This is a genomic window from Armatimonadota bacterium (genome assembly GCA_035527535.1).
Classification (GTDB): domain Bacteria; phylum Armatimonadota; class Hebobacteria.
In genome coordinates this window covers 1-24,450 of record DATLAK010000092.1, presented here as the reverse complement: position 1 = coordinate 24,450, position 24,450 = coordinate 1, and the positions used below count along the sequence as shown (strand labels likewise).

20 protein-coding genes are annotated in these 24,450 nt (G+C 69.7%); 6 read left to right on the top strand and 14 right to left on the bottom strand.

Features of this window, described 5'->3' with window-relative positions; genetic code table 11:
- Positions 1-6: 6 nt before the first annotated feature.
- Genes polX through deoC form a run of 3 tightly spaced genes read right to left on the bottom strand, consistent with a single transcriptional unit; the run spans position 7 to position 3,319 of the window.
- Complete coding sequence (gene polX, locus VM221_06670) at positions 7-1,770, bottom strand: DNA polymerase/3'-5' exonuclease PolX (GenBank protein ID HUT74502.1); 1,764 nt, start codon at positions 1,768-1,770, stop codon at positions 7-9.
- Positions 1,757-2,560 carry a DNA repair protein RecO gene (recO, locus tag VM221_06665; GenBank protein HUT74501.1) on the bottom strand — a complete coding sequence of 268 codons (804 nt, stop codon included), beginning with the start codon at positions 2,558-2,560 and terminating at the stop codon, positions 1,757-1,759. The genes polX and recO overlap by 14 nt, the downstream gene beginning before the upstream one ends.
- Before the next feature lie 30 nt (positions 2,561-2,590).
- On the bottom strand, positions 2,591-3,319 hold the full coding sequence (deoC, locus tag VM221_06660; protein HUT74500.1) for a deoxyribose-phosphate aldolase: 729 nt from the start codon (positions 3,317-3,319) through the stop codon (positions 2,591-2,593).
- Between the two features lie 324 nt (positions 3,320-3,643).
- Between deoC and nifV the strand changes: the two genes are divergently transcribed.
- Genes nifV through VM221_06645 form a run of 3 tightly spaced genes read left to right on the top strand, consistent with a single transcriptional unit; the run spans position 3,644 to position 6,400 of the window.
- Positions 3,644-4,810 carry a homocitrate synthase gene (nifV, locus tag VM221_06655; GenBank protein ID HUT74499.1) on the top strand — a complete coding sequence of 389 codons (1,167 nt, stop codon included), beginning with the start codon at positions 3,644-3,646 and terminating at the stop codon, positions 4,808-4,810.
- Between the two features lie 33 nt (positions 4,811-4,843).
- Entirely contained in the window at positions 4,844-6,121 is a 1,278-nt protein-coding gene (locus VM221_06650; protein ID HUT74498.1) for an FAD-dependent oxidoreductase, read from the top strand.
- 12 nt (positions 6,122-6,133) lie between these two features.
- Positions 6,134-6,400 carry a hypothetical protein gene (locus VM221_06645; protein ID HUT74497.1) on the top strand — a complete coding sequence of 89 codons (267 nt, stop codon included), beginning with the start codon at positions 6,134-6,136 and terminating at the stop codon, positions 6,398-6,400.
- A gap of 136 nt (positions 6,401-6,536) precedes the next feature.
- Here VM221_06645 and VM221_06640 read toward each other — a convergent pair whose 3' ends face one another.
- From VM221_06640 to miaB, 4 genes are all read right to left on the bottom strand, one after another.
- Complete coding sequence (locus VM221_06640) at positions 6,537-7,052, bottom strand: small multi-drug export protein (GenBank protein HUT74496.1); 516 nt, start codon at positions 7,050-7,052, stop codon at positions 6,537-6,539.
- 305 nt (positions 7,053-7,357) lie between these two features.
- Entirely contained in the window at positions 7,358-8,833 is a 1,476-nt protein-coding gene (locus tag VM221_06635; GenBank protein HUT74495.1) for a hypothetical protein, read from the bottom strand.
- Positions 8,834-8,951: 118 nt separating this feature from the next.
- The gene (locus VM221_06630; protein ID HUT74494.1) at positions 8,952-9,779 is read right to left on the bottom strand and encodes a carbohydrate-binding family 9-like protein; all 828 of its coding nucleotides are present in this window, start codon (positions 9,777-9,779) and stop codon (positions 8,952-8,954) included.
- A 704-nt stretch (positions 9,780-10,483) separates the two neighbouring features.
- Positions 10,484-11,839 carry a tRNA (N6-isopentenyl adenosine(37)-C2)-methylthiotransferase MiaB gene (gene miaB / locus VM221_06625; protein ID HUT74493.1) on the bottom strand — a complete coding sequence of 452 codons (1,356 nt, stop codon included), beginning with the start codon at positions 11,837-11,839 and terminating at the stop codon, positions 10,484-10,486.
- A 291-nt stretch (positions 11,840-12,130) separates the two neighbouring features.
- Here miaB and VM221_06620 point away from each other — a divergent pair, with 291 nt between their 5' ends.
- The gene (locus VM221_06620) at positions 12,131-13,363 is read left to right on the top strand and encodes an SGNH/GDSL hydrolase family protein (protein HUT74492.1); all 1,233 of its coding nucleotides are present in this window, start codon (positions 12,131-12,133) and stop codon (positions 13,361-13,363) included.
- 127 nt (positions 13,364-13,490) lie between these two features.
- Here VM221_06620 and lepB read toward each other — a convergent pair whose 3' ends face one another.
- The 6 genes from lepB to VM221_06590 form a co-directional block, all read right to left on the bottom strand.
- On the bottom strand, positions 13,491-14,579 hold the full coding sequence (lepB, locus tag VM221_06615) for a signal peptidase I (protein HUT74491.1): 1,089 nt from the start codon (positions 14,577-14,579) through the stop codon (positions 13,491-13,493).
- A 170-nt stretch (positions 14,580-14,749) separates the two neighbouring features.
- Complete coding sequence (locus tag VM221_06610) at positions 14,750-15,343, bottom strand: MarC family protein (GenBank protein HUT74490.1); 594 nt, start codon at positions 15,341-15,343, stop codon at positions 14,750-14,752.
- A gap of 57 nt (positions 15,344-15,400) precedes the next feature.
- Positions 15,401-16,651 (bottom strand): DNA polymerase III subunit, encoded by a 1,251-nt coding sequence (locus VM221_06605; protein ID HUT74489.1) that lies wholly within the window; start codon positions 16,649-16,651, stop codon positions 15,401-15,403.
- A 503-nt stretch (positions 16,652-17,154) separates the two neighbouring features.
- Complete coding sequence (locus VM221_06600; GenBank protein HUT74488.1) at positions 17,155-17,484, bottom strand: cyclic-di-AMP receptor; 330 nt, start codon at positions 17,482-17,484, stop codon at positions 17,155-17,157.
- Positions 17,481-18,149 (bottom strand): dTMP kinase, encoded by a 669-nt coding sequence (gene tmk, locus VM221_06595; GenBank protein HUT74487.1) that lies wholly within the window; start codon positions 18,147-18,149, stop codon positions 17,481-17,483. Before tmk ends, VM221_06600 begins: the two co-directional genes overlap by 4 nt.
- A gap of 8 nt (positions 18,150-18,157) precedes the next feature.
- Positions 18,158-19,432, bottom strand: coding sequence for an endonuclease Q family protein (locus VM221_06590; protein HUT74486.1), 1,275 nt, complete (start codon positions 19,430-19,432; stop codon positions 18,158-18,160).
- Positions 19,433-19,739: 307 nt separating this feature from the next.
- Here VM221_06590 and VM221_06585 point away from each other — a divergent pair, with 307 nt between their 5' ends.
- Together VM221_06585 and VM221_06580 are read left to right on the top strand one after the other, a co-directional pair.
- Positions 19,740-22,421 carry a DUF2339 domain-containing protein gene (locus tag VM221_06585; GenBank protein HUT74485.1) on the top strand — a complete coding sequence of 894 codons (2,682 nt, stop codon included), beginning with the start codon at positions 19,740-19,742 and terminating at the stop codon, positions 22,419-22,421.
- Positions 22,348-23,577: a DUF3999 family protein gene (locus tag VM221_06580; protein ID HUT74484.1), complete on the top strand. Its 1,230-nt coding sequence runs from the start codon at positions 22,348-22,350 to the stop codon at positions 23,575-23,577. The genes VM221_06585 and VM221_06580 overlap by 74 nt, the downstream gene beginning before the upstream one ends.
- Before the next feature lie 11 nt (positions 23,578-23,588).
- On the opposite strand, the gene VM221_06575 is transcribed toward VM221_06580, so the two are convergent.
- A partial coding sequence (locus VM221_06575; protein ID HUT74483.1) for a CheR family methyltransferase occupies positions 23,589-24,450 on the bottom strand: 862 nt, incomplete at its 5' end.

Genomic DNA, 24,450 nt, shown 5'->3' with positions numbered 1-24,450 from the left:
ATTTGGCTAGGCGGCTGTGCCGTCGCCACGGCGGCCCGCAGGGCCTAGCCGCCTGCGCAGGCGCCGCCGCAGTTGCGCCAGGGGCAGGGTGTTGAGGACCTGCGGCGGCTCGGCCCACCCGCGGCGCGCGGTGGCGACGCCGTAGGTGATGAGCCGCAGATGGTCGCAGTCGTGGGCGTCGGTGTTGATGACGAGCTGGACCCCCAATTCCTTGGCGCGGCAGATGTGAAGGTCGCGCAGGTCGAGGCGGTCGGGGTAGGCGTTGACCTCCAGCGCCACCCCCAGTTCGGAGGCGGCGGCGAGCAGGCGCTCGATCTCCACCGCGTAGGGATCGCGGCGGCCGATGATGCGCCCGGTGGGGTGAGCGAGCGCGTCCACGTAGGGATTGCTGATGCCGTCAATGATGCGCGCGGTCATGCTCTCGGCGTCGAGCTTGAACCCCGAGTGCACGGCGGCGATGACGAAGTCCAGTTGCGCCAATACCTCCTGGGGGTAGTCGAGGGTGCCGTCGCGGCGGATGTCGCACTCGGTGCCGGCGAGCAGGGTGATGCCTTTGATGCGGCGATTCGCCGCCCGGATGTCGGCCGCGTGTTGCAGCAGGTCCTCGTCGAACAGCCCGCCCGCCATTCCCACCGAGCGCGAGTGGTCGCAGATGGCGAGATACTTGTAGCCGCGGGCGCGGGCGCTCTCGGCCATTTCCTCGATCGTGTGATGGCCGTCGGTGCGCTTGGTGTGCACGTGCAGGTCGCCCTGGATATCCTCGACCTCGATCAGGCGCGGCAGCTCGCCGCGCTGGGCGGCCGCGATCTCGCCGCGGTCCTCGCGCAGCTCCGGCGCGATCAGCGGCAGCTCAAGGGCGGCATAGACCTGCTCCTCGGTGGCGCCGGCGATGCGCTGCTCGGTGCCGACGTCGAACACCCCGTACTCGCTGATGCGCAATCCCCGCCGCGCCGCCAGCTCGCGCAGCCGAATGTTGTGCTCCTTCGACCCGGTGAAGTACTGGAGCGCGGCGCCGAAGCTCTCCGGCTCCACCACCCGCAGGTCCATCTGCGCGCCGCTGTCGCCCACGACGCTGGTCTTGGTCGGCCCGCGGGCGAGGACGCGCTGCACCGCCGGCAGCGACGCGAAAGCGGACATCACCGCCTCGGGGTCGGTGGAGGTGGCGAGCAGGTCAATATCGCCAACGGTGTCGCGCATGCGGCGGAGGCTGCCGGCAGGCTCGATCTGCTCCACCGGCGCCGCCAGTCGCAGGTGCTCGATCACTTCCATCGCCAGCGGGTGGGCCTGGGCCAGGGGCAGGCGCGCCTGGTGCACCCGCAGGCGCTCGATGCCGCGCAGGATATTGGCCTCGGTGCGCTCGCCGAAGCCCTTGAGGCCGCGCAGGCGGCCGTCGCGCGCCGCCTGCGCCAGCTCGTCCACGCTGGTGATGCCGAGCTGATCGTGGAGTATCTTCACTGTGCGCGGCCCCACCTCGGGCACGTTCAGCAGCTCGGCCAGGCTCGCCGGGAACTGCGCCAGCAACTCCTGGTGAAGGCGGCAGGCGCCGGTGGTCAGCAGCTCCGTGATCTTGTCGGCGATGCTGGCGCCGACGCCGGGGAGGTCGGTCAGCGGGTGCTGACCGATCACGGCCGAGAGCTGGGTGGGAAGGTTTTCGATGGCCTGGGCCGCGCGCTGATAGGCGCGCACCTTGAAGGGATTCTCGCCCTTGATCTCGAGGATGTCCGCGATCTCGGCGAGCACGCCTGCGATATCGCGATTAGTGATTTGCATCAGGCGCCGCCGGCTGGCGCCGCGGCGCGGTCAGCAGTGCGGGCAGCCCGTCGAGAAAGCACCCCGCGCGCAGGCGCCGGCCCAGGTAGTATTCGATATGCGCGCGCAGGGCGCGCTCCAGCTCGGCGCCGCCGGCGCGCGTCAGGCTGATGCGCGGCAGCAGGCGCGGCGAGGCCTTGGCGCAGATGCGCGCGCTGCGCAGGGCGCCCGCCGACAGGCGCTGCCAGCCCGGCTCCGCGTCCGCGCAGCGGCGGCAGATGACGCCCCCCGACGCCGGCGAGAATCCCATCCACTCGTCGGCCAGCTCGGCGCCGCAGCGGACGCACGCGCCCAGCTGCGGGGCATAGCCGAGCGCGCTCAAGAGGCGCAGCTCGAACACCCGCGCCAGCAGCTCCAGGCGTTCGCCTTGCTCCGCCCGCGCCAGCGCCGCCAGCAACAAGTCGAAGATGCGTTCGCCGCCGTCGTGCTCCTCGACGAAGGCATCCACCAGGTCGGCGAAGTAGCTGGCATAGGACAGGCGGCGCAGATCCTCGCGCAGGCCGTAGAACCCGCAGCGCAACTCGCACTGGGTGATGAGATCGAGGTTGGCGCCGGCGGCCAGTTGCAGGTCGGAGCAGCACAGGAGTTGGGCGCCGGCGGCCAGCTTGCTGCGAGAGCGGCGCACGCCTTTGGCCACCACCCGCAGCTTGCCGCGCTCCCGGGTGAGCAAGGTCAGGATGCGGTCGGCCTCGCGCAGGTCGCGCTGGCGCAGGACGAGGGCGCTGACGCGATAGAGGCGAGGGCGAGGCATGAACGAAGGCGGCGCGCGCGGCGCGCGCGCTTACTCCCTTCCCAGGGCTTCCTCGGCGATGGGCTCTTCCGCCCGGTCGTAGCCCTCGAGCAGGGCGAGACCGGCGCTGGTGCCGATGCGGTCGGCGCCGGCGTTGACGAGGGCGCGCGCCTGCTCGTAGGTGCGCACGCCGCCGGCGGCCTTGATGCCGGTGTCGCGCCCCAGCGCCTGCCGCAGGAACTTGATGTCATCCACCGTCACCCCGCGGGGGCCGAAGCCGGTGCAGGTCTTGACGAAATCCGCACGCACCTCCTGCACCATGCGGCACGCCTTCTCCTGCTCGGCGCGGGTGGTGAGGCCGGTCTCAACGATGATCTTGACCAAGACCCCCTCGCCGTCGGCGGTGAGTCCCGCCATCTGCGCGGCGGTCACCACTTCCTCGAGGTCGCGGCTCACCACCTCCAGGTTGCCGGACTTGAGGGCGCCGATGTTGATCGCCACGTCCAGTTCGGTCGCGCACAGGCTCAGCGCCTGCTTGGTCTCGAAGACCTTGCAGGCGGTGGTGGTGGCGCCGGAGGGGAACCCGATCACCGTGCCCAGCTTGACGTCCGAATCGCGCAAGCAGCGCTCCGCCACCGCCAGCCAGCAGGGATAGACGACGACCGTTGCGAAGTGCTCCCGCCGGCTGTCCTCGCAGAAGGCGACGATCTCCTCCTCCGTGGCATCCGGTCGCAGGAGGGATTGATCTATCATCTTGGCGAGGGCGATCCTAGAGAACATGCCGTCTCCTGTGCCCGAACCTGGAGCCGATCTCAGTGCGCCACCCCCACCCGTCGAGCTGACTTGGCGACCGAAGGTCGGGGCCTGCACACGCAGCAGCCAAGACTGTTGTAAACTTATTCGCGGGGCTTGTCAAGACGCGGAGGGCGCGGTCATGAGCGCGCCGCGGCGATGGTGCAAGACCTGCGCTCCCCCCGGCGCACCGGGGGCGGCCCGGCGCAAACGATCTCCACACTACGCCCCCGGCGTGTTATGATATGGCGAAGTTGGAGGGGCGCACGACCATGCGCCCCTACTACGCGCCAGGAGGATCAACAGCCCGCTATGGAGAGGTTCTACTCAGCGCCGGCGACCGCGATCAAGATCGTGGACACGACCCTGCGCGACGGGGAGCAGACGGCGGGGGTGGTGTTCTCCCACCAGGAGAAGCTCGACATCGCCAAGATGCTGGACGAGATCGGCGTGCACCAGATCGAGGCCGGCATCCCCGAGATGGGGGGCAGCGAGCAGTCGGCGATCGAGAAGATGGCGCACATGGGCCTGCAGGCGAGCGTGCTGGGGTGGTGCCGCGCGGTGCGCGGGAGCGTGGAGGCGGCGCTCGCGTGCGGGGTGGATGCGGTCGCCATCTCCATCTCCACCTCCGATATCCATATCGAGCACAAGCTCGGCAAGTCGCGCGCATGGGTGATCGAGGCGATGACGCAGAACGTCGCCTTCGCCCGCGAGCACGGGATCCGCCACATCTCGGTCAACGCCGAGGACGCCTCGCGCTCGAACATGGAGTACCTGGTGGAGTTCGGCCTCGCCGCCAAAGAAGCGGGGGCGGATCGCCTGCGCTACTGCGACACCGTCGGCATCATGGAGCCCTTCGCCGTCCACGACCAGGTGCAGGAGCTGATCGCGCGCGCCGGCCTGCCGGTCGAGATGCATACCCACAACGACTTCGGCCTAGCCACCGCCAACGCGCTGGCCGGCATCCGCGCCGGGGCGACCTTCGTCAACACCACCGTCAACGGCCTGGGCGAGCGCGCCGGCAACGCCGCCCTGGAAGAAGTGACGATGGCGCTCAAGCACCTGCACAAGCTCGATTTGTCGGTTGATACCGCCCGTTTCCGCCGCCTCAGCGAGCTGGTGGCCAAGGCCTCGGCTCGCGACATCCCCATCTGGAAGGCGATCGTCGGCGCCAACGTCTTCGCCGCCGAAAGCGGCATCCACGCCGACGGCATCCTCAAGAACCCCATGAATTACGAGGCCTTCGCCCCCGAGGAGGTCGGCCTGCAGCGCCAGATTCTCATCGGCAAGCACTCGGGCACCCACGCCATCAAGAACAAGTTCCAAGAGTACGGCGTTCCCCTCAGCGACGACCTGGCGGCGCTGGTGCTGGCGCGCGTGCGCCAGTACTCCGAGGAGCGCAAGCGCTCGCTCTTCGACAAGGAGCTGATGCAGCTCTACGAGGAGGTCATCGGCGCGCGGCGCGAATCACCGGAGTAGGGGCGGCGGCGCTGCATGCGGACGACCGAGGCGATGAAACGCAAAGCGGCAGCGGACAACGAGACCTACGATGTGCTGGTGGCGGGCGGCGGCCCCGCGGGGCTGGCGGCGGCGGTGGCCGCGGCTCGCGGCCGCGCCCGCACCCTGCTGGTGGAGCGCTATGGCTTTCTCGGCGGCATGGCGACGGCGGGTCTGGTCAACCCTTTCATGGGCTTCCACGTCCGCCGACAGCCCATCATCGGCGGCATCCTGGCTGAGGTCATCGAGCGCCTGCGCGCCGGCGGCGGCTGGGGCAGCCGCCGCACCCCCCTGGCCTTCGACTCCGAGGTCTTCAAGTTCGTCGGCGACGACCTGTGTCGCGAGGCGGGGGTGGAGCTGCTGCTGCACACCTGGATCGCGCGGCCGACGGTCAAGGGCGGACGCATCGAGTCGGTCGCGGTCGAGAACAAATCGGGGCGACAGGACCTGCGCGCGCGGGTGTACATTGACGCCACCGGGGACGCCGACCTCGCCGCCCGCGCCGGCGCGCCATGCGAAATGGGGCGCGCGGGGGACGGCCTGACCCAGCCCATGACCCTGTGCTTCCGCATGGCCGGGGTGACCATCGGCCGCCTGCCGTCGCGGCAGCGCATCAACCAACTCTACGACGCAGCGCGCGCAGCGGGGGAGATCACCAACCCGCGCGAGAACGTGCTGTTCTTCTTCGTGCCCGCGCCGGGGGTGGTGTTTTTCAATACCACGCGGGTGGTGGGCCGCAGCGGGGTGGACGCGCGCGACCTCACCGCCGCGGAGTTGGAGGGACGACGACAGGTGCGGGAGATGGTGGCGTTCCTCAAGTCGCGCGTGGCGGGCTTCGAGCGCGCCTACCTGCAGCGGATGGCGACGGACATCGGGGTGCGCGAGACGCGGCGGATCGTCGGCGAGTACGTCGTTAGCGGCGAGGACATCTTGCAGGCGCGCAAGTTCGAGGACGCGATCGCGCGCGGCAACTACCCGATTGACATCCACAACCCGGCGGGGACCGGGACGGTGATACGCCATCTGCCCCCGGGCGAGAGCTACGACCTGCCTTACCGCTGCCTGCTGCCGAAAAAGATCGAGAACCTGCTGGTGGCGGGGCGGTCGGTGTCGGCGACCCACGAGGCGCAGGCGTCGCTGCGCATCATGCCCACCTGCTTCGCCCTGGGACAAGCGGCGGGCATCGCGGGGGCGCTGTGCGCCCACCGCGGCATTGCGCCGCGGGCCTTGCCCTACCACGATCTGCGTCGCGCGCTGCTGCGCCAAGGCGCGAATCTGCTGCCTCTGCGATAGGACGGAAAACTTATGTCCTGGCGAGAAGGATACGAGCGCTACTCACCCCGCTACCGCTACCACGTGCGGGCGGAGACGGTGTGGTACCTGTGCAACAAGGTCGAGGTGCGGCTGGGCCCGGAGGGGATCGTGGCGCGCCTCGAGGACGTCTGCGAATACCCCTACGAGGAATACGACGAGCCGCGCTACATGCCGCGGGTGGAGCTCTACGCCACCGGCGAAGTGGCGATCGAGGAAATCCGCCCCGAGCCGCTGAACGGGGACTACCCGCCGCGCTGAGGCCACCGCCGCAGTGCCGAAAGTTCACTGCCCGGGCAAGCACAGCGGCCGGTCAAGCAGCGCGGCCCGGATGGTCATGCGTTCAACTCAGCCGTGAGCGCCCACCGGACACACGCGGTTGGCGCGGCGCCTTCGTTCACCTTGCCGGCGCCAGGAAGTCCGCGCCAAGCATGATGCCGCTGGTGGCGGCGAGGATGATCCCCGCACACACCAGCAGCCCACCGTAAACGGCGAGCAGAGTCGGCGCGAGACGCATGCCGATGAGGATGGATATCGCACTCGCCGACCAGGCGCCGGTGCCGGGGATGGGGATCGCCACCAGCAGCGCAAGCCCTATCGAACCGTAGCGGTTGACGAAGCGTTCGTGCTTGCGCGCACGAGACAGGCTCCAAGCCATGAGCCAGCGGGACCAGCGCCACCGCTCCAGGCGGCCTTGGTAAAGCTTGGCGCCGACCACCACCGGGGTGACGGCAAGGGCATTCCCAAGCAGAGCTGCGATCACCGCCTTCCACGCCGGCAGCCCCAGAAGCGCGATGCCCACCGGGATGCCGCCGCGCAACTCGATCCACGGCAGCGCGGAAATCACAACCACCGCCAGCAGCGGATCGAGCCCCGCCAGCCAGCTAAGGAAACCATGAGCGGCTTCGTTCATTTCGCGTATTGCCCGCGGTGGGCGTCGCCGGTTGGAGGCTGGAAAAACCCACTGGCAGGGATCGCGCGTACGGCGACTGCAGCAGCCATTCGCCTTCTCGCGCCCGCCTTCCTGTCCACGCCGGGCGGCGAGCAGTGGCCCCGGACCCGGCCGCACTTGCCCCCGAGGGTTGCGCGCGCGCAGCCTGCCGATGTTATTCTCGAACGTCCCCCCTCGTGAACCCGGAACCGGTGAGATTGCGTCCGCGCAGCCGGGGCGCGGAGGCTCCGGATGATCGGAAACGAGACGACCTTAACGGCGGGGCATCACGGTTCCCAGCCCGCCGCCGCCGGCCCCGCTTGCGCCAGCCCCAGGCGCAGGCCGAATTCCCCCCCCACCTTGCGCCAGGTCAGGCCGTACTCCAGGCAGTGCGCGACGCGGGTGACGCCGACGTCGAATGCCGCCAACGAACCGCGCTCGAGGTCGCGCCGCGCCAGCGCCTCCATCCGCCAGCCCGGCCCCAGGCGCGCCGTCACCCCGACCGAGAGCTCGCGCGAGAGGTCGAGGGCGTCGAAGCTGAACGGCCCCGCGCCGTGGGCGTGGCGCTTGAGGTAGCCTGCGCGCAGCCCCAGGTTGCGGCTCGGTTGCGCATCGAGGATCACGCCGTAAGCGACCGCGCTCCGGTCCTGGCCGCCGCTGCAGCGCACGCCGCGGAGACCGAACAGGGGGCTCGCGGTCATGCCCCGGGCGATAGGGAGCGGCCGCCCCCGAAGGTAGAGATCGGCGACGCCGCGCGAGGCGCTGATACCACTCGGCTCCTCGCGGTAATGCCCGGCGGCGACGCGGGCGCCGGCGGTGACCCACCGGCCGAGGGGCACCGGGCTGAGCGAGACCGCCGCCTCGGGCACGCGGTCGAGGGTGAGGTCGCTCAGCCGGGCGTCCGGGGCAAACAGACCGAGGTCGGGTTGGGATAGGTCGTCGCGGCGGCTGACGGCGAGCGCCGCCTCACCCCAGGGATGACGTGTCGCCACGCGCGCCAGCGCGCGCACGCCGCGGGAGGTGGCATAAAGCGCCTGCAGCCGGCATTCCACCGCCGGCGCGGGGTAGAGGCTATAGCGCAGGCCGGCAAAGGCGCCGTCGCGGCGGCTGAACCCCGCCAGCGGCGCTACCGGCGACGTCGCCTGCCCCCGGCGCAGGGACTGGCTCCAGTGGGGCACGGTGAGCAGCCGCCGCTTGCCGTACCACAGGCCTGCCCGGCGCGCCGTCACGCGTTCTCCCGGCCGCAGCACGATCTCGCGGGCGGTGACGCGATAGTGCGGCTGGGCGGCATCACAGGTGGTGAAGGAGCCGTCGCTGAGCGTCATCTGCTGCGGGGTCACCTCCAGCGACCGCGCGCTGAAGTAGAGCCCCTGCACCTGGCCGCGCGCGCCGGTCAGCACCCCGGCGCGATCATCAAGGTCATAGTCCGCGGCATCGGCGAACAGGCGCTCCCGGCCGCGCTGCAGACACACGTCGCCGGCGGCGGAAACCGTACGCTCGCTGAAGTCGGCGTCGAGCGCATCGGCGCGCAGCTCGAGGTCGTCGTAGGTGAGCGCGGCCTCGCCCTGCGCGTGGCTCCGGTGATGCTCCAGGTCGAGTGTCACCTCGCGCGCATGGAGGCGGTACTTGCGTTCCACCAGCAGGTCATCCGCGCGCGCCGCACCGCAGACGAAGAGCGCGAGCGCAGCGGCGGCCAGGCAGCGCGGCCACCCGCGCGCGCCGCTCGACCCCGCCGGCCGGTCGGCGGCGGTCATCGCGGCCACGGCCGCTTGGTCACCGTCAGGCGGTCAATCACATCGCCCTCGGGCGTGAGCCGCGGCCGCTCGAGGTCCACCACGCCATAGCCGCCGGTTTCTCATGCTTGCCTGCCCCCTCCGCCCCTCACGCCTCGCGCGCGGAGAACACGAACCACCCGAAACGCTCCGCGTGATGGAAGGCGTTCGGGAGCCCGGCCCGCGTGGGCGACCAGCAGCTATACTCGTCCCTCTCTCCGCGGTCAATCCGGTACAGGTTGCCGCGCCAACGCTCGCCGTCGGTCGGCGCCCGCCCCGCAACCGCGTCGAAGGGGATGGCCATCTCCACCGTCCATAGCTGATCGAGGTCCGAGCGGTCATCGAGGGTGCCGACCACGCGCACCCCGGTGAGCATCCCCTCGCAGTTCCACCTGGGGTCGGCGCGCCACTTCTCACTCGGTCTGCGATCCGGGCTGTGGACCTTGCCGTCCCAGATCACGTTGCGCGGGCTGACCTCCAACTCGAAGTAGTTGACCAGGTCGCCGCTGGGGTTGAGGAAGATCTCGACCACCTCCTGGTCGAATAGAGGCTGGTCGCGCTTGGTGTAGGTGCCCCAGATATCGTTGTCCACACAGCAGAAGGCGACGTAGAGGTAGCGGTCATCCCAGCAGAGCTTGACCTCGGTCTCGAAGTCAGGGGGGCTGCCGTCGAGCAGGGAGAACGCGGCCACCGGCTCGATGCGGCGCCACACCGCCTCGTTCAGCACGCCGTCAACCGCAATCGGCTGCGGTGTGCGCCGGATGATGTAGGTCGGCACGTCCATCTCAATGGCCTCCGCATGTGGCATCGCCCCGGCCCACTGCCGGCGGGCTAGCCCCGGCATGGCGATCACGACCGCCGCGGCAAGCGCGGCCACCAGCACCGCACGCCACCCGCTGCGCCGCGGCGCCGGCGACTCCGAACCAAAGCCGACCATGTCCAGCCTCCGGCGCGCGAGCATCCGACTCTCTGGCGGAGGTTAGCACAAACGGTGCCGGGATGACAAGGCGAGGGGGCGCTGCGACACTCAGAAGGTGCTGCCCGTCGGCACGCCCCAGGAAATGCGGGAGGAGGTCAAGCGCCGCCACGCCCCACGCGCCGTCCTGCATCACCGCCGCCGCCAAGAGGACGCGCATCGCCAAGCGGCTTCATCAGCGGCTATTCGCCAGGCGCGTAGCCCTGATCTCCGCAGGCGAAACATAACAGCATCTGGTCGGCGGCGCTGTCAGTCGCATCGCCACCGAGGTATCGGGCCAAGCACTTCAGACACTGAAGGCAGCGCGGGTGCCAGCAAGAAGCCAGGGCGCTGCTGCTGATAACTGCCCATATCTCGGCACCGGCCCACGTACAACTCTGCATACCCGGACGGCGGTCTTTCAGCATAGGGACCCGGCGAGCGGGCCCAAGTCCATTGAAGCAGACAACCCGAGGCGTATACGTCTTCACGCGGTCCTCGGCCTCGCGCACCCACCTCTTCCGGTCCTGCTCAGAGACATCGGTCTCCTTCAGGTGCCGGTTTGTCAGACGCACAAACCGGGCACTGTGCGCACACTTCAGCTATTGACATCGGCGTTCATCTGCGTTCGTCGGCGGTTTCTCTATCCGTATCTTTCCTCTGCGCTCTTGGCGGCCTCTACGGTTCTATTCCCCGCGACGTTCGTCCGCGGCCAAGGTTCCCTCCATCCCCCACACGTGCCCAGCGGTGGCGCGGACGGTGACCAAGGGGCTGTCCCCGAACGGGGACTGTCCCCTGAGTCCCTGCGGCCCGTCGAACACCATCAGCTTGTTCTGCCGCGTGCGGCCCGACAGGCGCGCGGGGTTCCTCGCGCTCGGGCCCTCCACCAGCACCTCGAAAGTGGCCCCCACCGCCGCCTGATTGATCTCCGTGCTGATCTGGTTCTGCATCGCTATCAGCTCCCCCAGCCGCCGGTGCTTCACTTCGACCGGCACGGAATCGGGCATTGCCGCCGCCGCCGTCCCCTCACGCGGGGAGTAGGCGAACATGAACGCCTGGTCGAAGCGCAGGCGCCGATAGACCTCCAGGCATGCCGCGAACTGTTCCTCGGTCTCGCCCGGGAAGCCGACGATGAGGTCGGTGGTCAGGGCCAAGTCGGGGATGATCTCCCGCGCCAGCTCCACCTTGCGCAGGTAGTCCGCGACCGTGTAGCGGCGGTTCATGGCTGCCAGCAGCGCGTCGTGGCCGGCCTGCAAGGGCAGGTGCAGTGCCTCGCACACCTGGGGCAGGCCCGCGACGGCGCGAAACAGGCGCTCGTCCGCGTTGCGCGGATGGGAGGTAGTGAAGCGCAGGCGCTCGATGCCCGCCACGTCGTGGACGAATTGAAGCAGGGCGGGGAAGTCGCGCTGGCCGGGCCGGTCGGCGCCATAGACCAGGACGTTTTGGCCGAGCAAGGTGATCTCGCGGCAGCCGCGGGCGGCCAGGTGCTCGATCTCGGCGCGGATCTCGGTTGATGGACGGGAGCGCTCCGGCCCGCGCACGTGGGGGACGATGCAGTAGGCGCAGTAGTTGGTGCAGCCTTCGATGATGGGCACGAAGGCGGTCAGGGCGGGGGGAGCTTCGGGCAGGGTCGTCTCCCCGTCCTCCAGGGCGAGGTCAACCTGCGGTTCGCCGGTGGATTGAAAGGCGGCTATCAGCTCCGGCAGGCGCCCCAGCCGGCGCGGCCCGACGAGGATGTCGGCGTTGGGGGCGCGCTGGAAGATGCGCTCGCCCTCCTTCTGCGCCATGCAGCCGCCGATGGCGATGATGGTTTGCGGCTTCTCGCGCTTGAGCTGCCGCAGCGCATCCAGGAAGCCATAGAGCTTGCGCTCGGGGCGCTGGCGGACGCAGCAGGTGTGCAGGAACACGAGGTCGGCGTCGGCGGCATCGGCGACCGGCCGCCAGCCGAGGCCGCGCAGTTGGGCGCCGATACGGTCGGCCTCGGCCTTGTTCATCTGGCAGCCCCAGACCTTGAGAAAGAATGTGCGGTCGCGGTCGTCCATGCATCACTGAGTTCGGCGCGCCGCGGAGAACGCCTGGCGGCGGCCTCGCTCCTTTCGCGGGCGGATTCGGCAGGGGCTCCCGTCGCGGTAGGCGAAGCAGGACACCGCCAACCGAGACTGTGCGTGGTGGGCGCCGCGTGCGCGGCGCCGGCTGACCCCGACCAGTCGGGGGTCCACATTCAAGTAGGGGCAAGGCATGCCTTGCCCCTACTCCTGCGCGCTGACGCCGAACCCTGTCTCGTGCGCACGGCTGCGAAATCACAAGTCTCGTTGTAGTGCTAGGAGGTTTCGGTGACCGTTCTTGCATTCGGGTGCTTGCTCGTCATCGCCGCTTCCGCGCTTTGGGCAGAGCCCACAGCGCGGCCGACCAACCCGCCTTCGATGTCGGTGGAGGTGACGGACGGCGACCGCGTGCTGCGCACGCTGCGCGTGGCGCCGCCGGAGGTGGTCGAGGTACGCGGGGAGGCGGTGGTGATCGGCGATGATGCCCCCCATGTGTGGGCGAGAGGAACCCGCTTGCCTGCGCTGGTCACTGGAACCGGCTCTGTCGTCGTCGGCGCGGTGGCGCCCGGCTCGGTGGTGGTGTGCTCCGCTCCCGGCGCGGAGCCTTACGAGCAGGGGAAGGACTACTTGCTCGACGAGCGGTGGGCGGCCCTGGGCCGCGTCGCTGAAGGCCGCATCCCGCAGGGAGCGAGGGTTTATGTTGATTACGCGTACTACCGGTCCCGCCTCGACACCCTGCAGGTGACGGCGCGCGACACGCCCAGCATCAGGCGCGGCAAACCAGCCGCGGTATGCCCCCACCCCGCAGGCGCCGCCCGCGGGCACGAAGCGATCGCCAACATCTGGGTGCGCCCGGGCCTGACCGCCGTCACCGCCGAGGACATCTACCCCATCGGCCCGCCGCCGTCATTCCCCGCGCCCGACCGCACGGGCACCGCCGCCACCCGCAAGCTGCTCGCCGCGGGGGGCAAGGCGACCATCGTCGCGCTGGGCGACAGCGTCACCGCCGGGGGCGAGGCGAGCCGGCCGGAGCTAGCCTTCCCCAACCTCTTCGCCGCCACCCTGAGCGCGCGCTACCCGCAGGCCGGTATCACCCTCATCAACGCCGGCATCGGCGGCGCCAACTCGGATCTCGGCCTCGAACGCCTCGACCGCGACGTGCTCGACCATCAGCCGCAACTGGTGGTCATCGAGTTCGTCAACGACATGCTGTGGCCGCGGGAAAAGGTGATCGCCAACTACCGCCGGCTGATCTCGCGTATCCGGGCGGCAGGGGCGGAGGCGGTGATTATCACCCCGCACTACATGTGGCCGGAGTGGATGGGCGGATTCGATGAGGCGCTCGCCGGCCTTAAGCAGGTGGCGACCGAGGAGAAAGTCGCATTGGCCGACGCCTCGGCGCGGTGGGGCGCGCTGCGGGAGACGGGGATCCCCTACGAGACGCTGCTGGTCAACAGCATCAACCACCCGGATGATCGCGGCCACCGCCTGTTCGTGGACGCGCTGATGGAGCTATTCTGAACCGGGATTCCTGACGAGGCCCGCGTCCGCAGCCGGTACCGGTTTCATCCGCAGATCTTGCGGGCCCTGGAACCTGCGAACGGATCACACCGCCGGACGCCACCAGCGCAGGTGCCGTCGGCGAGTCCTACCGCACAACTCCCAGGCGCTTGGACGGGTAATAACGCAGGGTGACCTTGCCTTTGATGGCGCTGCGCGCCAGCGTACCCCAACGGTGGCTGTCATTACTGTCGCGCCGGCGGTCGCCTAGCACGAAGTATCGCCCTGCCGGGAGCCTGATAGGGCCGAAGTCGTAGTCGGGAGTCTGCTCGGGCGCGATGTAGGGTTCTGGGAGCTTGACCCCGTCAACGTACACGCCGTCATAACTGCGGATCTCCAACAGGTCCCCGGGCAGACCGACGATGCGTTTGACGAAGTCCCTTGCGTTCCCGTCCGGCGTCGCTTGCGGCGGCGCCTTGAAGACGACTACCTCCCCGCGACGAGGGTCGCGCAACCGGTATGTCAACAGGTTGACCATGAAGCGGTCGCCCTCGGCCAGGACGGGGCGCATGGCGGTCGAGGGAATGCAATAGGCGCGCATCACGTAAGGGCGGATGACGATCACTGAGAGTAAGAACCATGCCGGCAAAGTGGAGGCGGCGGCCCAGGCGAGATAATGGCTCGGCGCGCGCACCAGGCGCACTCGCGAGCCCGCGAACACATCATGGAGCGCCCGCTTACGGCGACCAACTGCGAGCCAAATGGGATCGAGGCAGCCCACGACATACGGATAGAGCCCAATGCAGATAAGATCCGTCAGCGCTCTGAGCGACGCTCGCCACCAGGACAGCCGCCTCCCGCCAGGCCCGAAGACGGTCAGGCCGGCCAGCCTCTTTCCCCAGGTATCACCGCGCCGGGCCGTGGGGATTGTGAAGTACGCCAGGAAGACCCCGACCGAACCCACCACGACCGCCGGCCACACTACGGAGGTGGGCGCCCCTGCGGTCTCGGCAGCCGTTCCGACGATGAGGGCAAGCGCGCTGAGCGACCAGAGGACGAGATAGTCGCTCATCCTGGCGGCCAAACGGATCAGCAGTCCGGCCGGTTGTCCCTCGTCCCCATCCGCACCAGGCTCCTGCCTGCGTGCGGCGGCTTCCGCGCGCGCCGTCGCCCGCAGGGAGAGAGCCAGGACGATGCCCCCGCCGACGACCGCCAGAATCGCATTAATCCACATCATCGCGCACCTCCGTTCCTGTCGCGGCAGGGGCCGCCTGCCCAGCCGAGCCCGTGCAGCCAAGAGCGCGGGAACGCCATTCTGCCTGTCGCGCGCGGTTCCTTGCGCCGGCCCTTTGCTGTGTAACCTTCAAGACTGGACAGGTTTATGACTTCAAGTATGAACGCTTTCGGTTAGCGGATGACCGCCAGGATGCCCTGGCGCACGTACATCACGCCGATGGCGGCAATGATGATACCCATGATCCTCGCCACCACGCTCGAACCGGTGCGCCCCAGCAGCCGGTTGAGGACATCGGTGAACCACAGCACCGGCAGCGTCCCCGCGAACGCCAGCAGCACCGCCCCCAGCACGATGGGGAACCGGTGCACCCCCAGCAGCACCAGGGTGGTGGTGATCGCCCCCGGCCCCACCAGCAGCGGGCAGGCGATGGGAATGATCCCCGGGGCGCCGTCATCGCCCGTGTCGGGGTGGCCGCGGGTCACCATGCGCAGGGCGATGATGAACAGCAGCGCCCCGCCGGCGATCTCGAAGTCCGCCAGCTCGATGCCGAAGACCCGCAGCACCCAGCGCCCGCCGACGACGAAAACCATGAGGATGATGAGCGCGACCACCCACGCCAGGAAGAGCACGCGGCGGCGCTCGGCGGGGGTGCGCTCCCGGGTGAGGGCGACGAAAACCGGCACGTTGCCCAGCGGGTCCATCACGATCCACAGGGCAAGCGCGCCCTTGAGGAGGGGTACGAGAATCGCCGCTGCTTCAGACACGGGCCGCCTCCTGTCGCCGGCACGTTCGCCGGGCGCACCAGTTGCGTGTATGCCGAACTACGACCGCGCCCGAGAGGCGGGCCGCGGCGTCTGCGCGGGCGCGAGGATGCCGGCGAGCTCGACGTACATGGCCTCGAGCGCCGGGTCGAGATTGACGTAGCTGCGGATGTAGGCCGCGGTGCGCGTGATGGCGTCAATCGCCTGGCGCAGCACATCGTAGCCGGCTTCCCGGGCGCGCGCCTGCGCCTGGTCGCGGTAGTCGCGGTTGATCATCAGCTCCGGGCGCCCGCTCTTGGCGACCATGATGTCGCGCAGCCACCCGGCCATGACCTCCAGCACCTGCGGCACCGCCCGGCGCATGGCGCGGGTGTGGCTGATCCCGAGCTTCTTCGTCTCCCCGGCTGCGTCGGCGTCCGCGGGGTCATCGTCCTGCGCCCGGTCTTGCTCGACGATGGCCGCGTACTCCAGCTCCCACAGGCTGGCGGCGACCTGTAGCGTCCGTGACGCCAGCGCCAGCGCCGCCTGCACCGGGGCCGAGAACAGCTCCTCCGCCAAGGCGATCGCTTGCGCCCGCAGCTCCAGCAGGTAGGGGCGCTGCGCCATCGCAATCGCGCGCCCGGGGCGGCCGTCGGCGAGGCCCGCAAGCAGCCGCGCCTGATCCGGGTCAACCCCGCGCCCGTGCAGCAGCTCCTCGATGCGCTGCGGCGCGACCATGTGGAACCGCACCTGCTCGCAGCGCGACACCACCGTTTCCCGCATGGCCGCGGGGCGGCTGCTGACGAGGATGAAAACGGTCCCCGCCGGCGGGTCTTCCAGCGTTGCCAGCAGCGAATCCGCCGCCTCCTCGGTCATGCGATCCGCGGGCTCGAAGATGAAGACCTTGTAGGGCGAGAACACGGGCTTGAGCGCCGCTTCGTGCAGCACCGGGGGATGGGGCGGGCGGTCGCGCGGGTCGCCGCGGGTCTGGGCGATGGTGATCCACGCCTGGTCCTCCACCAGCTCCAGCAGGCGCGGGTCGGTGATGGGCTGCTTGCGATACATGGGGGCGATGCGCCAGATCTGGGGATGGTTGCCGTGGGCGAAGCGGCGGCAGGACTTGCACTCGCCGCAGGCGTCGGCGTCCCCCGCGCGCGCCTCGCAGTTGAGCGCCTGCGCGAACAGCAGGGCGGCGGTCAGCTTGCCCACGCCCTCGGGGCCGACGAACAGGTAGGCGTGCCCGACGCGCCCCTCGCGCAGGGCCGCGCGCAGGACGCCGACCGGGGCCTCCTGGCCCACCAGGTCGCTCAGGCTATGGAGATCGCCAGTCATGCAAGCAGCTCCGCAGCGCACCGGCATTCCGGCGCACCCGAGAAGAACCCCGTCAAGAAAAAGGGGTCTCAATGCCTTGTCGGGCGTATTGACTCTCCCTGAAAACGTGGTAATCCATAGGTAATCCAGTATTCTGGAGGTGGATAGCCCGCGTAGGGCTGGCGTGGAAGAGGCCCCGAAAGGGGTCTTTTTCATTTCGGGAAGAGGACCTGCCCATATCCTCGCACTCTTCCGTCATACAGGTGCCGGTTCCATTTGGAGCCTATCCTAAGATACACAGTCCACGGGCATGTCATTGCGAACGATTTGTCCCCCATAGCCTTGGCGAAGGGGGAAGTGAGGAATCTCGGTTCGGAACGAGATCCCTCGCTGCCGCTCGGGATGACAGTCAGCCGGTTTCTCGGATAGGCTCTTACGTTCCGCCTGCTCCAGCCCGCCCACCAGCGTGTCCGGCTCATCCGAGAGCCCGCGGATCTGGTTGCCGCCGGCGCAGGGGCTTGCCCTCACGCCGCCTTGAACTGCTCGACGTCGAGGACGAAAATGATGGCGCCGCCGACGGTGACTTTGACCGGGCTCGGCATGCAGGTGCCGATGGGCTCGATGGTGGGGGGAAAGACGTTGACGAACTGCTCGCGGCGCTTGGAGTGCTGGGCGATGAGGTCCATCGCCGCCGGTACCTGGTCGTCCCGGCAGCCGATGAGAAAGGTGACGTTGCCCTCGCGCAGGAAGCCGCCGGTGCTGGCGATGTTGGTGAACTTGTAGCTGGCTTCAAGCAGCGCGTCGGTCACCTTGCGTCGGTCCTTATCCTGTACGACGGCGATGATGAGCTTCACGATGGTCCTCCTTGGTCGGCACGCGCCGAGAGGAAGTCTTGCAGCACCTGCAGGGCGCGGGTGGAGACCTCTTCCACCGCGCCGGTCGCGTCAACCACGCGGATGCGTGCGGGGTGGGCGCGCGCGAGTTCGCGATAGCCCTGCGCCACGCGGCGATGGAAGTCCGCCGCCTCGCGCTCCAAGCGATCCGGGGTCTGCGCCAGGCGCGCGCGCGCCGCTGCCGGCGTCAGCTCCAGCAACACCGTCAAGTCGGGCTCCAGCCCCCCGGTCGCAAAGCGGTTCAGGGCCTGCACGAATTCCGCATCGAGGCCGCGCCCGCGGCCCTGGTAGGCCGCCGTCGAGTCGGCGAAGCGCTCGCAGACGACCGTTCGGCCGCTCTCCACGGCGGGGCGGATCACCTCCTCGACATGCTGGGCGCGGTCGGCGCCATAGAGCAGGAGCTCGGCGGCCGCGCCCAGCGGCGCGCGATCGTCGAGCACCAGCGCGCGCAGGCTTTCGCCCAACTCCGTGCCCCCCGGCTCGCGCGTCAGCACCACCTCGCGGCCGCGCTCCCGCAGCCACGACGCCAGCGCGCGCGCCTGGGTGGTCTTGCCGGCGCCGTCTATGCCCTCGACGCTGATGAAGATTCCGCGCGCGGGACCTGGCGCCTGTCGCGGGGCGGACATCTCGCACCTCACCTGATGGCCAGCTCGAGCTGCGCCTCGGCGGGGTCCGCCTGCACGCGCCCGTAGCGCCCGCCACCCCCCGCCGTGAGCGGCAGCGCCCCCGCCCGCGCCGCCATTATCAGTTGCGCCAGGCGCCCGCCGACCACCTGCGTTAGCTCTCCCGCCTCAACCTCGTGCAGCACCGCCATCTCGGTGCCGAAGCGATTGAGCAGCTTGCCCAGCGCCACCGGCCCGAGCTTCGGCAGAAACAGCAGCGGCACCTGGTAGCGATACGGCGGGCGGTGCGCGGGCGGCCGCGGCTGCGGGTAGTCGGCGATGTCGGTCACGCGGTCGAGCACCCCCGTTACCACCCCGTCGCCGCCACACAGCGGGCACGCCGGCACCGGCGGCGGCTCGGTCTCGATGCGGTCGCACGCCGGGCAATAGGTGCGATGGTATTTCCCCAGCCGCGGGTCGAGGCCGAAGTTGCCGATCACCCGCCGTCCGCCCTCGCGGCGCAGGGCGCGCAAGAGCTCCGCGTAGGTCGGCTCCTCGATCTCGAGGAGATTGTACTCGCGCGCGATCCGGGGCAAGCTGTGGGCGTCGGAGTTCGACAGCAGCGACAGCTCCGCGAGCTCGGCCAGCTGGTCGGCCATGAATGAATCCGCCGACAGGCCGAGCTCGAGGGCGGGGATCGCCGCCAGCGCGCGGTCGTCGAAGACCTCGCTCAGCCGCCGCGCGCAGTTGCCGTAAACGCTCTTGTGCGGGGTGAAGGCGTGGGCGGGAACCAGGACGCCGCCGCAGGCATCGGTGATCTCCCACAGCTTCTGCGCGGGCAGGCGGCAGCGCTGAGAGCTGAGGTCGAGGTTGGTGACTAGGCCCCCCATCACCTGGCTGAAGCCGCGCAGCTCGGCCAGGGTCGGAAAATAGGAGATGTGGTGGGCGCAGGCGCCCTCGGCCTCGACCGTCTCCAGCTCGCAGCCCAGGAGCATGGTGGTGCGGTCGCGAAAGCGCAGGCCGCCGCCTGCCAGCTCGACCATGTCGCCGGAGGAGATGAGGGCGCGGATGTCGGCCAGCACCGCCGGCGAGGCGCAGTCCACCACCCCCGCCATCTCGATGCCCTTGCGATCGGCGCACTCGCGGGCGATGTTGGCGAAGGTGAGGTCGCGGGCGGCGGTGATCTTGACCGGCTGGCCCGGCCGCGGCGGACCGTCAGCGTCGGCCTCGGCCAAGGGCGCCGCGTCGGTGCGCCCCCCAAACGCGCGCCCGATGTGAATGTGCAGGTCGGCGAATACCGTGCGCATGAGGCTCCCGCGCGGGGTGACACCCGCTGCGCTGCTATTCGCCGCGGGCGACGCTCAACCTGCGCCACCGGCACCCAGCCTGGGGCGCAGTTGACGCCGGTCTGCGGGAGTGATACACTCCGCTCGCAGTCGGCCCGTCGGGCGGGTCCGAGCACGACCGGCGCCGCCGACCGCACCAGTGTCATCACCAGTAGTCCCGGACGGCCGAACGCGCATGGCGCGCCGCCGCGGTGTGCATACGGCTGGGGCTGACCGCCGGCCTTCTCATTCATTTCGGCGCCGACCGGCAATAATGGAGGGTCCGCGCATGTATGAGTCGGGTTTCGTGGTCGGATTGCTGCTGCTGCTGGCGCTGTTCGTGGTCTTCCCGGTCTATGTGTTGATCCGCCTGGCGGCGCTGAATCGCGCAATGGGGGACCTCCGGGAGCTGGCGCGGCGCGTCTCCCCGCGCGAGGAGGCGCCGGCGACGGAAGCAGCGGACTTGCGCCGGCGGGTCATCGGCCCGCTCACACCGCTTGCCGCGACCCCGTCGGTCACGGTAACCGAGACCCCGCTTCCGCCGCCAACTCCGGCGTCGCCGCCCCTCATCCCGCCGCCCCCGCCGCCGCCATCCACGCCAGCGACACCGGCGGCTTCGCGCCCGGACCTGGAATCCGTCCTGGGCGCAAACTGGCTGAGCAAGCTGGGCGTGGCGGCGATCGCCATCGCCGTCGCCTTCTTTCTCAAGTACGCGTTCGATTCGAATTGGATCGGCGACACCGCCCGCGTCACCGCCGGCCTGGTCGCTGCGGCGATACTGCTTAGCCTGGGGCAGGTCTTGCTGGCCAGGCCGACCTATCGCGCCTACGCCCAAGTGCTAACCTCGGGCGGCGTGGTCATCCTGTTTCTGTCCATCTATGCCGCCCACACCTCCTATCATCTGATCGGGTGGTCGGCCGCCTTTGTCGTGCTCGCGGCGGCGGCGCTGGCCGCCTCCGCCCTGGCAATGGCGAACAACACCGAGGCGGTGGCCCTGCTGTGCCTGGCAGGCGCTTTCGCCACCCCCGTGCTGCTGCACCGCGACGGCGCCGGGGCGGGCGACCTGGTGCGCCTGTACGCCTACCTGGCCGCTCTCAACCTGTGGAGCGCCGCGCTCCTCAGGTACCGCCCCTGGCGCTCGCTCACCGCGCTGTCGTTCGGCGCGACGTGGCTGCTGTTCTTCGGCGCGGGGAATCTGCGCGGGCAGGGCCTATTGACCGAGGGATTCGCCGCAGTCTTTCTCTTCTTCGCCTGCTACGGCGGCATCGCCGCCGTGAAGGCTGCGCCCGAAGCGGCGCCTGAAACGCAGCGCTCCGGCGTGGGCATGATTCTGGCGGGCTGCGTCGCCTTCGTCATCGCCAGCGCGCTCATCCTGGTGGGGGTGGAGGCGCTGGGGCTGCCGGCGCTGGCGGGCGTTGGGGTCTTGACGGCGCTCCTGCTGGCGGTGATGGCCGCGGCCTTGCCGCCGTTGGGCGCGCAGGATCCCGTGGTGCGCCAGGTTTTCAGCTATCTCTCGGCGGTGGTCTTGGTGCTGCTGGTCGGCGCAAGCGCGGCGATGGCGCCGTCCGTGTCCCGGGCGCAAGCCCCGTACTCGTTCGCATTCGCCCTCTTCAGCTACCTGCTGTTCCTGGGCGTCGCGCTGCACATGCGCCGCGCGGACGAAGAGGGCCCGGCGGTGTTCCTGGTCGCCGTCGGCGCGGTGACCCACCTGATGGTGGTCTTTCACGCGCTTGCGCCGCTGCGAATATGGGGCGTTAATGCCGCCCCCTTGTGGCTGCCGCTCGCCGGCCTGATCATGCTCGGCGTGCTGTGGATATCCACAAGGCAAGAGCGCGAGGGGCGCTACTTCCCGATGACGGTCATGATCGCGGCGCAGGCGCTGCCGCTGGTCGCGTTCCTGGCCGCGCTCTATTTTGTCGGCCAGTGGCCGGCGCGGCCGGCGACGGCGCTTTTCCTGGGCGAGTTTCTATTGATCTCCGGCGCCTGGGTGGGGATGCGCCGCCTCACCGCGCTGCCCGCATTTCGCGGGGACCTGCTGGCGGCCTTCGGCAACGCGGCGGTGTTCTTCGGCCTGCTGGCCGCCGCTGCGCGATTGCAGTCATATCAGGGATTGGTGCTGCTGTGCGGGTGCGCGATTGCCCTGGCGGCATATCACGCGTTCGTCGGCGCGTCGGTCCTGCGCCGCCCGCAAGACGATGCGCTGCTTCGCTTCACCTATCTCGGCCTGGCGCTGACCTTCCTCACCATCGCCATTCCGCTGCAGCTGAAGGCCGCCTACATCACCCTCGCGTGGGCGGTGGAGAGCGCGCTGCTGGTATGGAGCGGGCTGGCGGCGGGTGAGCGCCGCATGCGCTGGTACGGCGTCGCCCTGTTCGCCATTACCGCCGCCAAGGCTTTGTTCGTGGATAACCTGCCCTCCGCGCACTTTCGCTTCCTGCTCAACCAGCGCATGCTGTCCGGGGCGTCGGTGGTGGCGGCGGCCTACGTCTCGGCGTGGATGATGTGGCGGCGGCGCGACGCCCTCGCCGCCCAGGAGCGCTCGGCGCCCGCGGTCCTCGCCCTGGTGGCCAACGCCTTCACCCTCATCTTCGTGAGCCTGGACTTGTGGGCTTACTTCGGCCAGCGGGGGGCGCTCGCGGGGCGCGGCAGCATTCAACAGTTGTCGCTGTCCATCTTCTGGAGCATCTACGCGCTGGCGATGATGGCGGTCGGCATCGGGCGCCGCCTGCGGCCGGTGCGGCTGTTCGCGATGGGCCTGCTCTACCTGTCCATCTTCAAGGTGTTCCTGTTCGACCTGCGTTTCCTGGAGCAGCCCTATCGCATCGTCTCTTTCTTCGGCCTGGGGGTCATCCTGCTGGTGGTGAGCCTGCTCTACACGCGCTTCGAGGGGCGGTTACATGAAGAAAGCGATCATCCTGGCGGTGGTGATGATAGCGGCGCTGCCGGCGTCGGCGGACCTGCCCCGCGGTGAATGGCCGACCGCGCGGGCGGTCATCCTGCCGCCGATGTCCGCGCCCGGGCTGGTCTATCTCCCCCTGGACGAGCAGGCGCTGGCGGTCAGGTCCCTGGCGGAGTATCGCATCGTCGGCGACGGCCGCGCCGAGACCCCCTACCGCATGGTGGTGGAGCAGGGGCGCTCCGAGACGCGGGTTCTCCCCGCGGCGGTCATTTCCCGGGGCGAAATCAGAGGGCAGCAGGCCCAGGTGACTGTGGACCTGGGGTCGGCGACGCTGCACGCCAACCAGGTTCAGTTGGGGCTGCGCGGGGACAACTTCCGCAGCCGCGTGCGGGTCGAGGGCAGCCGCGATCGCGCGCAGTGGTGGCTGCTCACAGCGCAAGGGCTGGTCTATCGTCACGAGACGCGTTTCGAGCAGACGCGGGTAGCGCTGCCCGCCAATGACTATCGCTTTCTGCGCATAACCGTATCCACGCTCCAGGGGAAGCTGCCCGCGGTGTCCGAGGCGCGGGTCGTCAGCGAGGTGCCGATCCAGCGCAAGCTGATTCCCGTTCCCGCCAAGCTCTCGCGCCGCGAGGATGCGCGACACCGCTCAACCGTCCTCACCCTGGACCTGGGGCGATTGAGCCGCGACCTGGCGCAGGCGGCATTCGAGGTGGCGGAGGCGACCTTCGACCGTCCCCTGACCATCGAGGCCGCCTTGAGCCGGCGGGACTACGGATGGGCGGGAGACGCCGCCCTGCGTCGAGCGGCGCCCGGCGCCAAGGTGATGGTGCCGCTCGAGATTCCACAGGCGCGGCGAGTGCGCATCTCCGTCTCGAACGGCGACGATCGCCCGCTCACCTTGCGCGGCGTGAACCTGTTTCGGGTGCGGCGCGGCCTGATTTTCCGGGCCGCGCCCGCGCACGCCTATGAGTTGTGGTACGGCCGGCGCGGCGCGGCCTCGCCGGTTTACGACATCCAACGCCTGCCCATCACCACCTCCCCCGCGAAGATGGCCCTGGCCGGGTTGGGGCCGGAGCGCAAGCTGCCGCTCAAGCCGCCCCCCCCGCCGCCCTGGAGTGAACGGCACCGCGCGCTCTTCTGGACCGCGTTGGCGGCGGTGATCGTCCTGCTCGCCCTGCTCATCCTGCGCGCCATGCGCGGAGTGAAGGCGCCCCCGCAGGGGTAAGCGCGCGGAGTCTAGTGGCAGCGGGCGATGGCGGTCAGACGCTCGTCACAGGCGCGGCGCCAGTGATCGGCGGTCAGCCCTTCGCTGAAGTCGAGCCACCCCGTGTGCGGCTCCCCCAGCGCGCGCAGGGCGCCCTGGAACGCTCGGCGCGCGCCCTGGGGGTCGCCGCGCGCGCAGCGGGCGACCCCCAGGTAGTAGTGCGCCGGAACCAGCCCGCAGTCACTGTAGATGGCGCGGGTAAAGTGCTCTTCGCTCTCCGCCAGTTCGCCCGCGCGGCTGGCGATGAGGCCGAGGACATAGTGAGCCGCGCCCGCCAAGGGGTCGCGCGCCAGCAGCTCCAGGCACAGCGCCGCCGCCTGCTCCCCGGCCCCGCGCATCGTCCGCACCCAGGCCAGCAACTGGCGCGCGCGCGGCGCTCGCACCTCCGTCGCGAAAGGCAGCAGCATCTGTTCCGCCTGCTCCCAGCGCTCCTCGGTCGCGGCCGCGATCGCCTGGCTGCAGGCCTCCTGCTCATGCGCGGCCGGAGGCGGTACGCTGCGCGCGGGACATGGCAGGTCGCCCCGCAGGCGCGCCGCCGCTGCGTGGTGAGCGTGCGTCGGGGTCGGGGGGTCGTGCGCCACCACGTAGGACGGGCGCAACCCAGCCAGCGCCGCCTCCACCGGCGGCTTGACATAGATGAAGACGCCCACGACTTCGATGACCTCGAAGTCGTGGCTTATGCAGCACAGGCACTCGGTCGGGCTCAGCACCAGGAACCCTCCCGGGCGCAGCACCTCCCGGAAGCGCTCGATCACCTGGCGCGTGGTCCGCGGACGGAAGTAGATGGTGACGTTGCGGCAGAAGATGATATCCCAGCCCGCGGGCGGGGGTTCG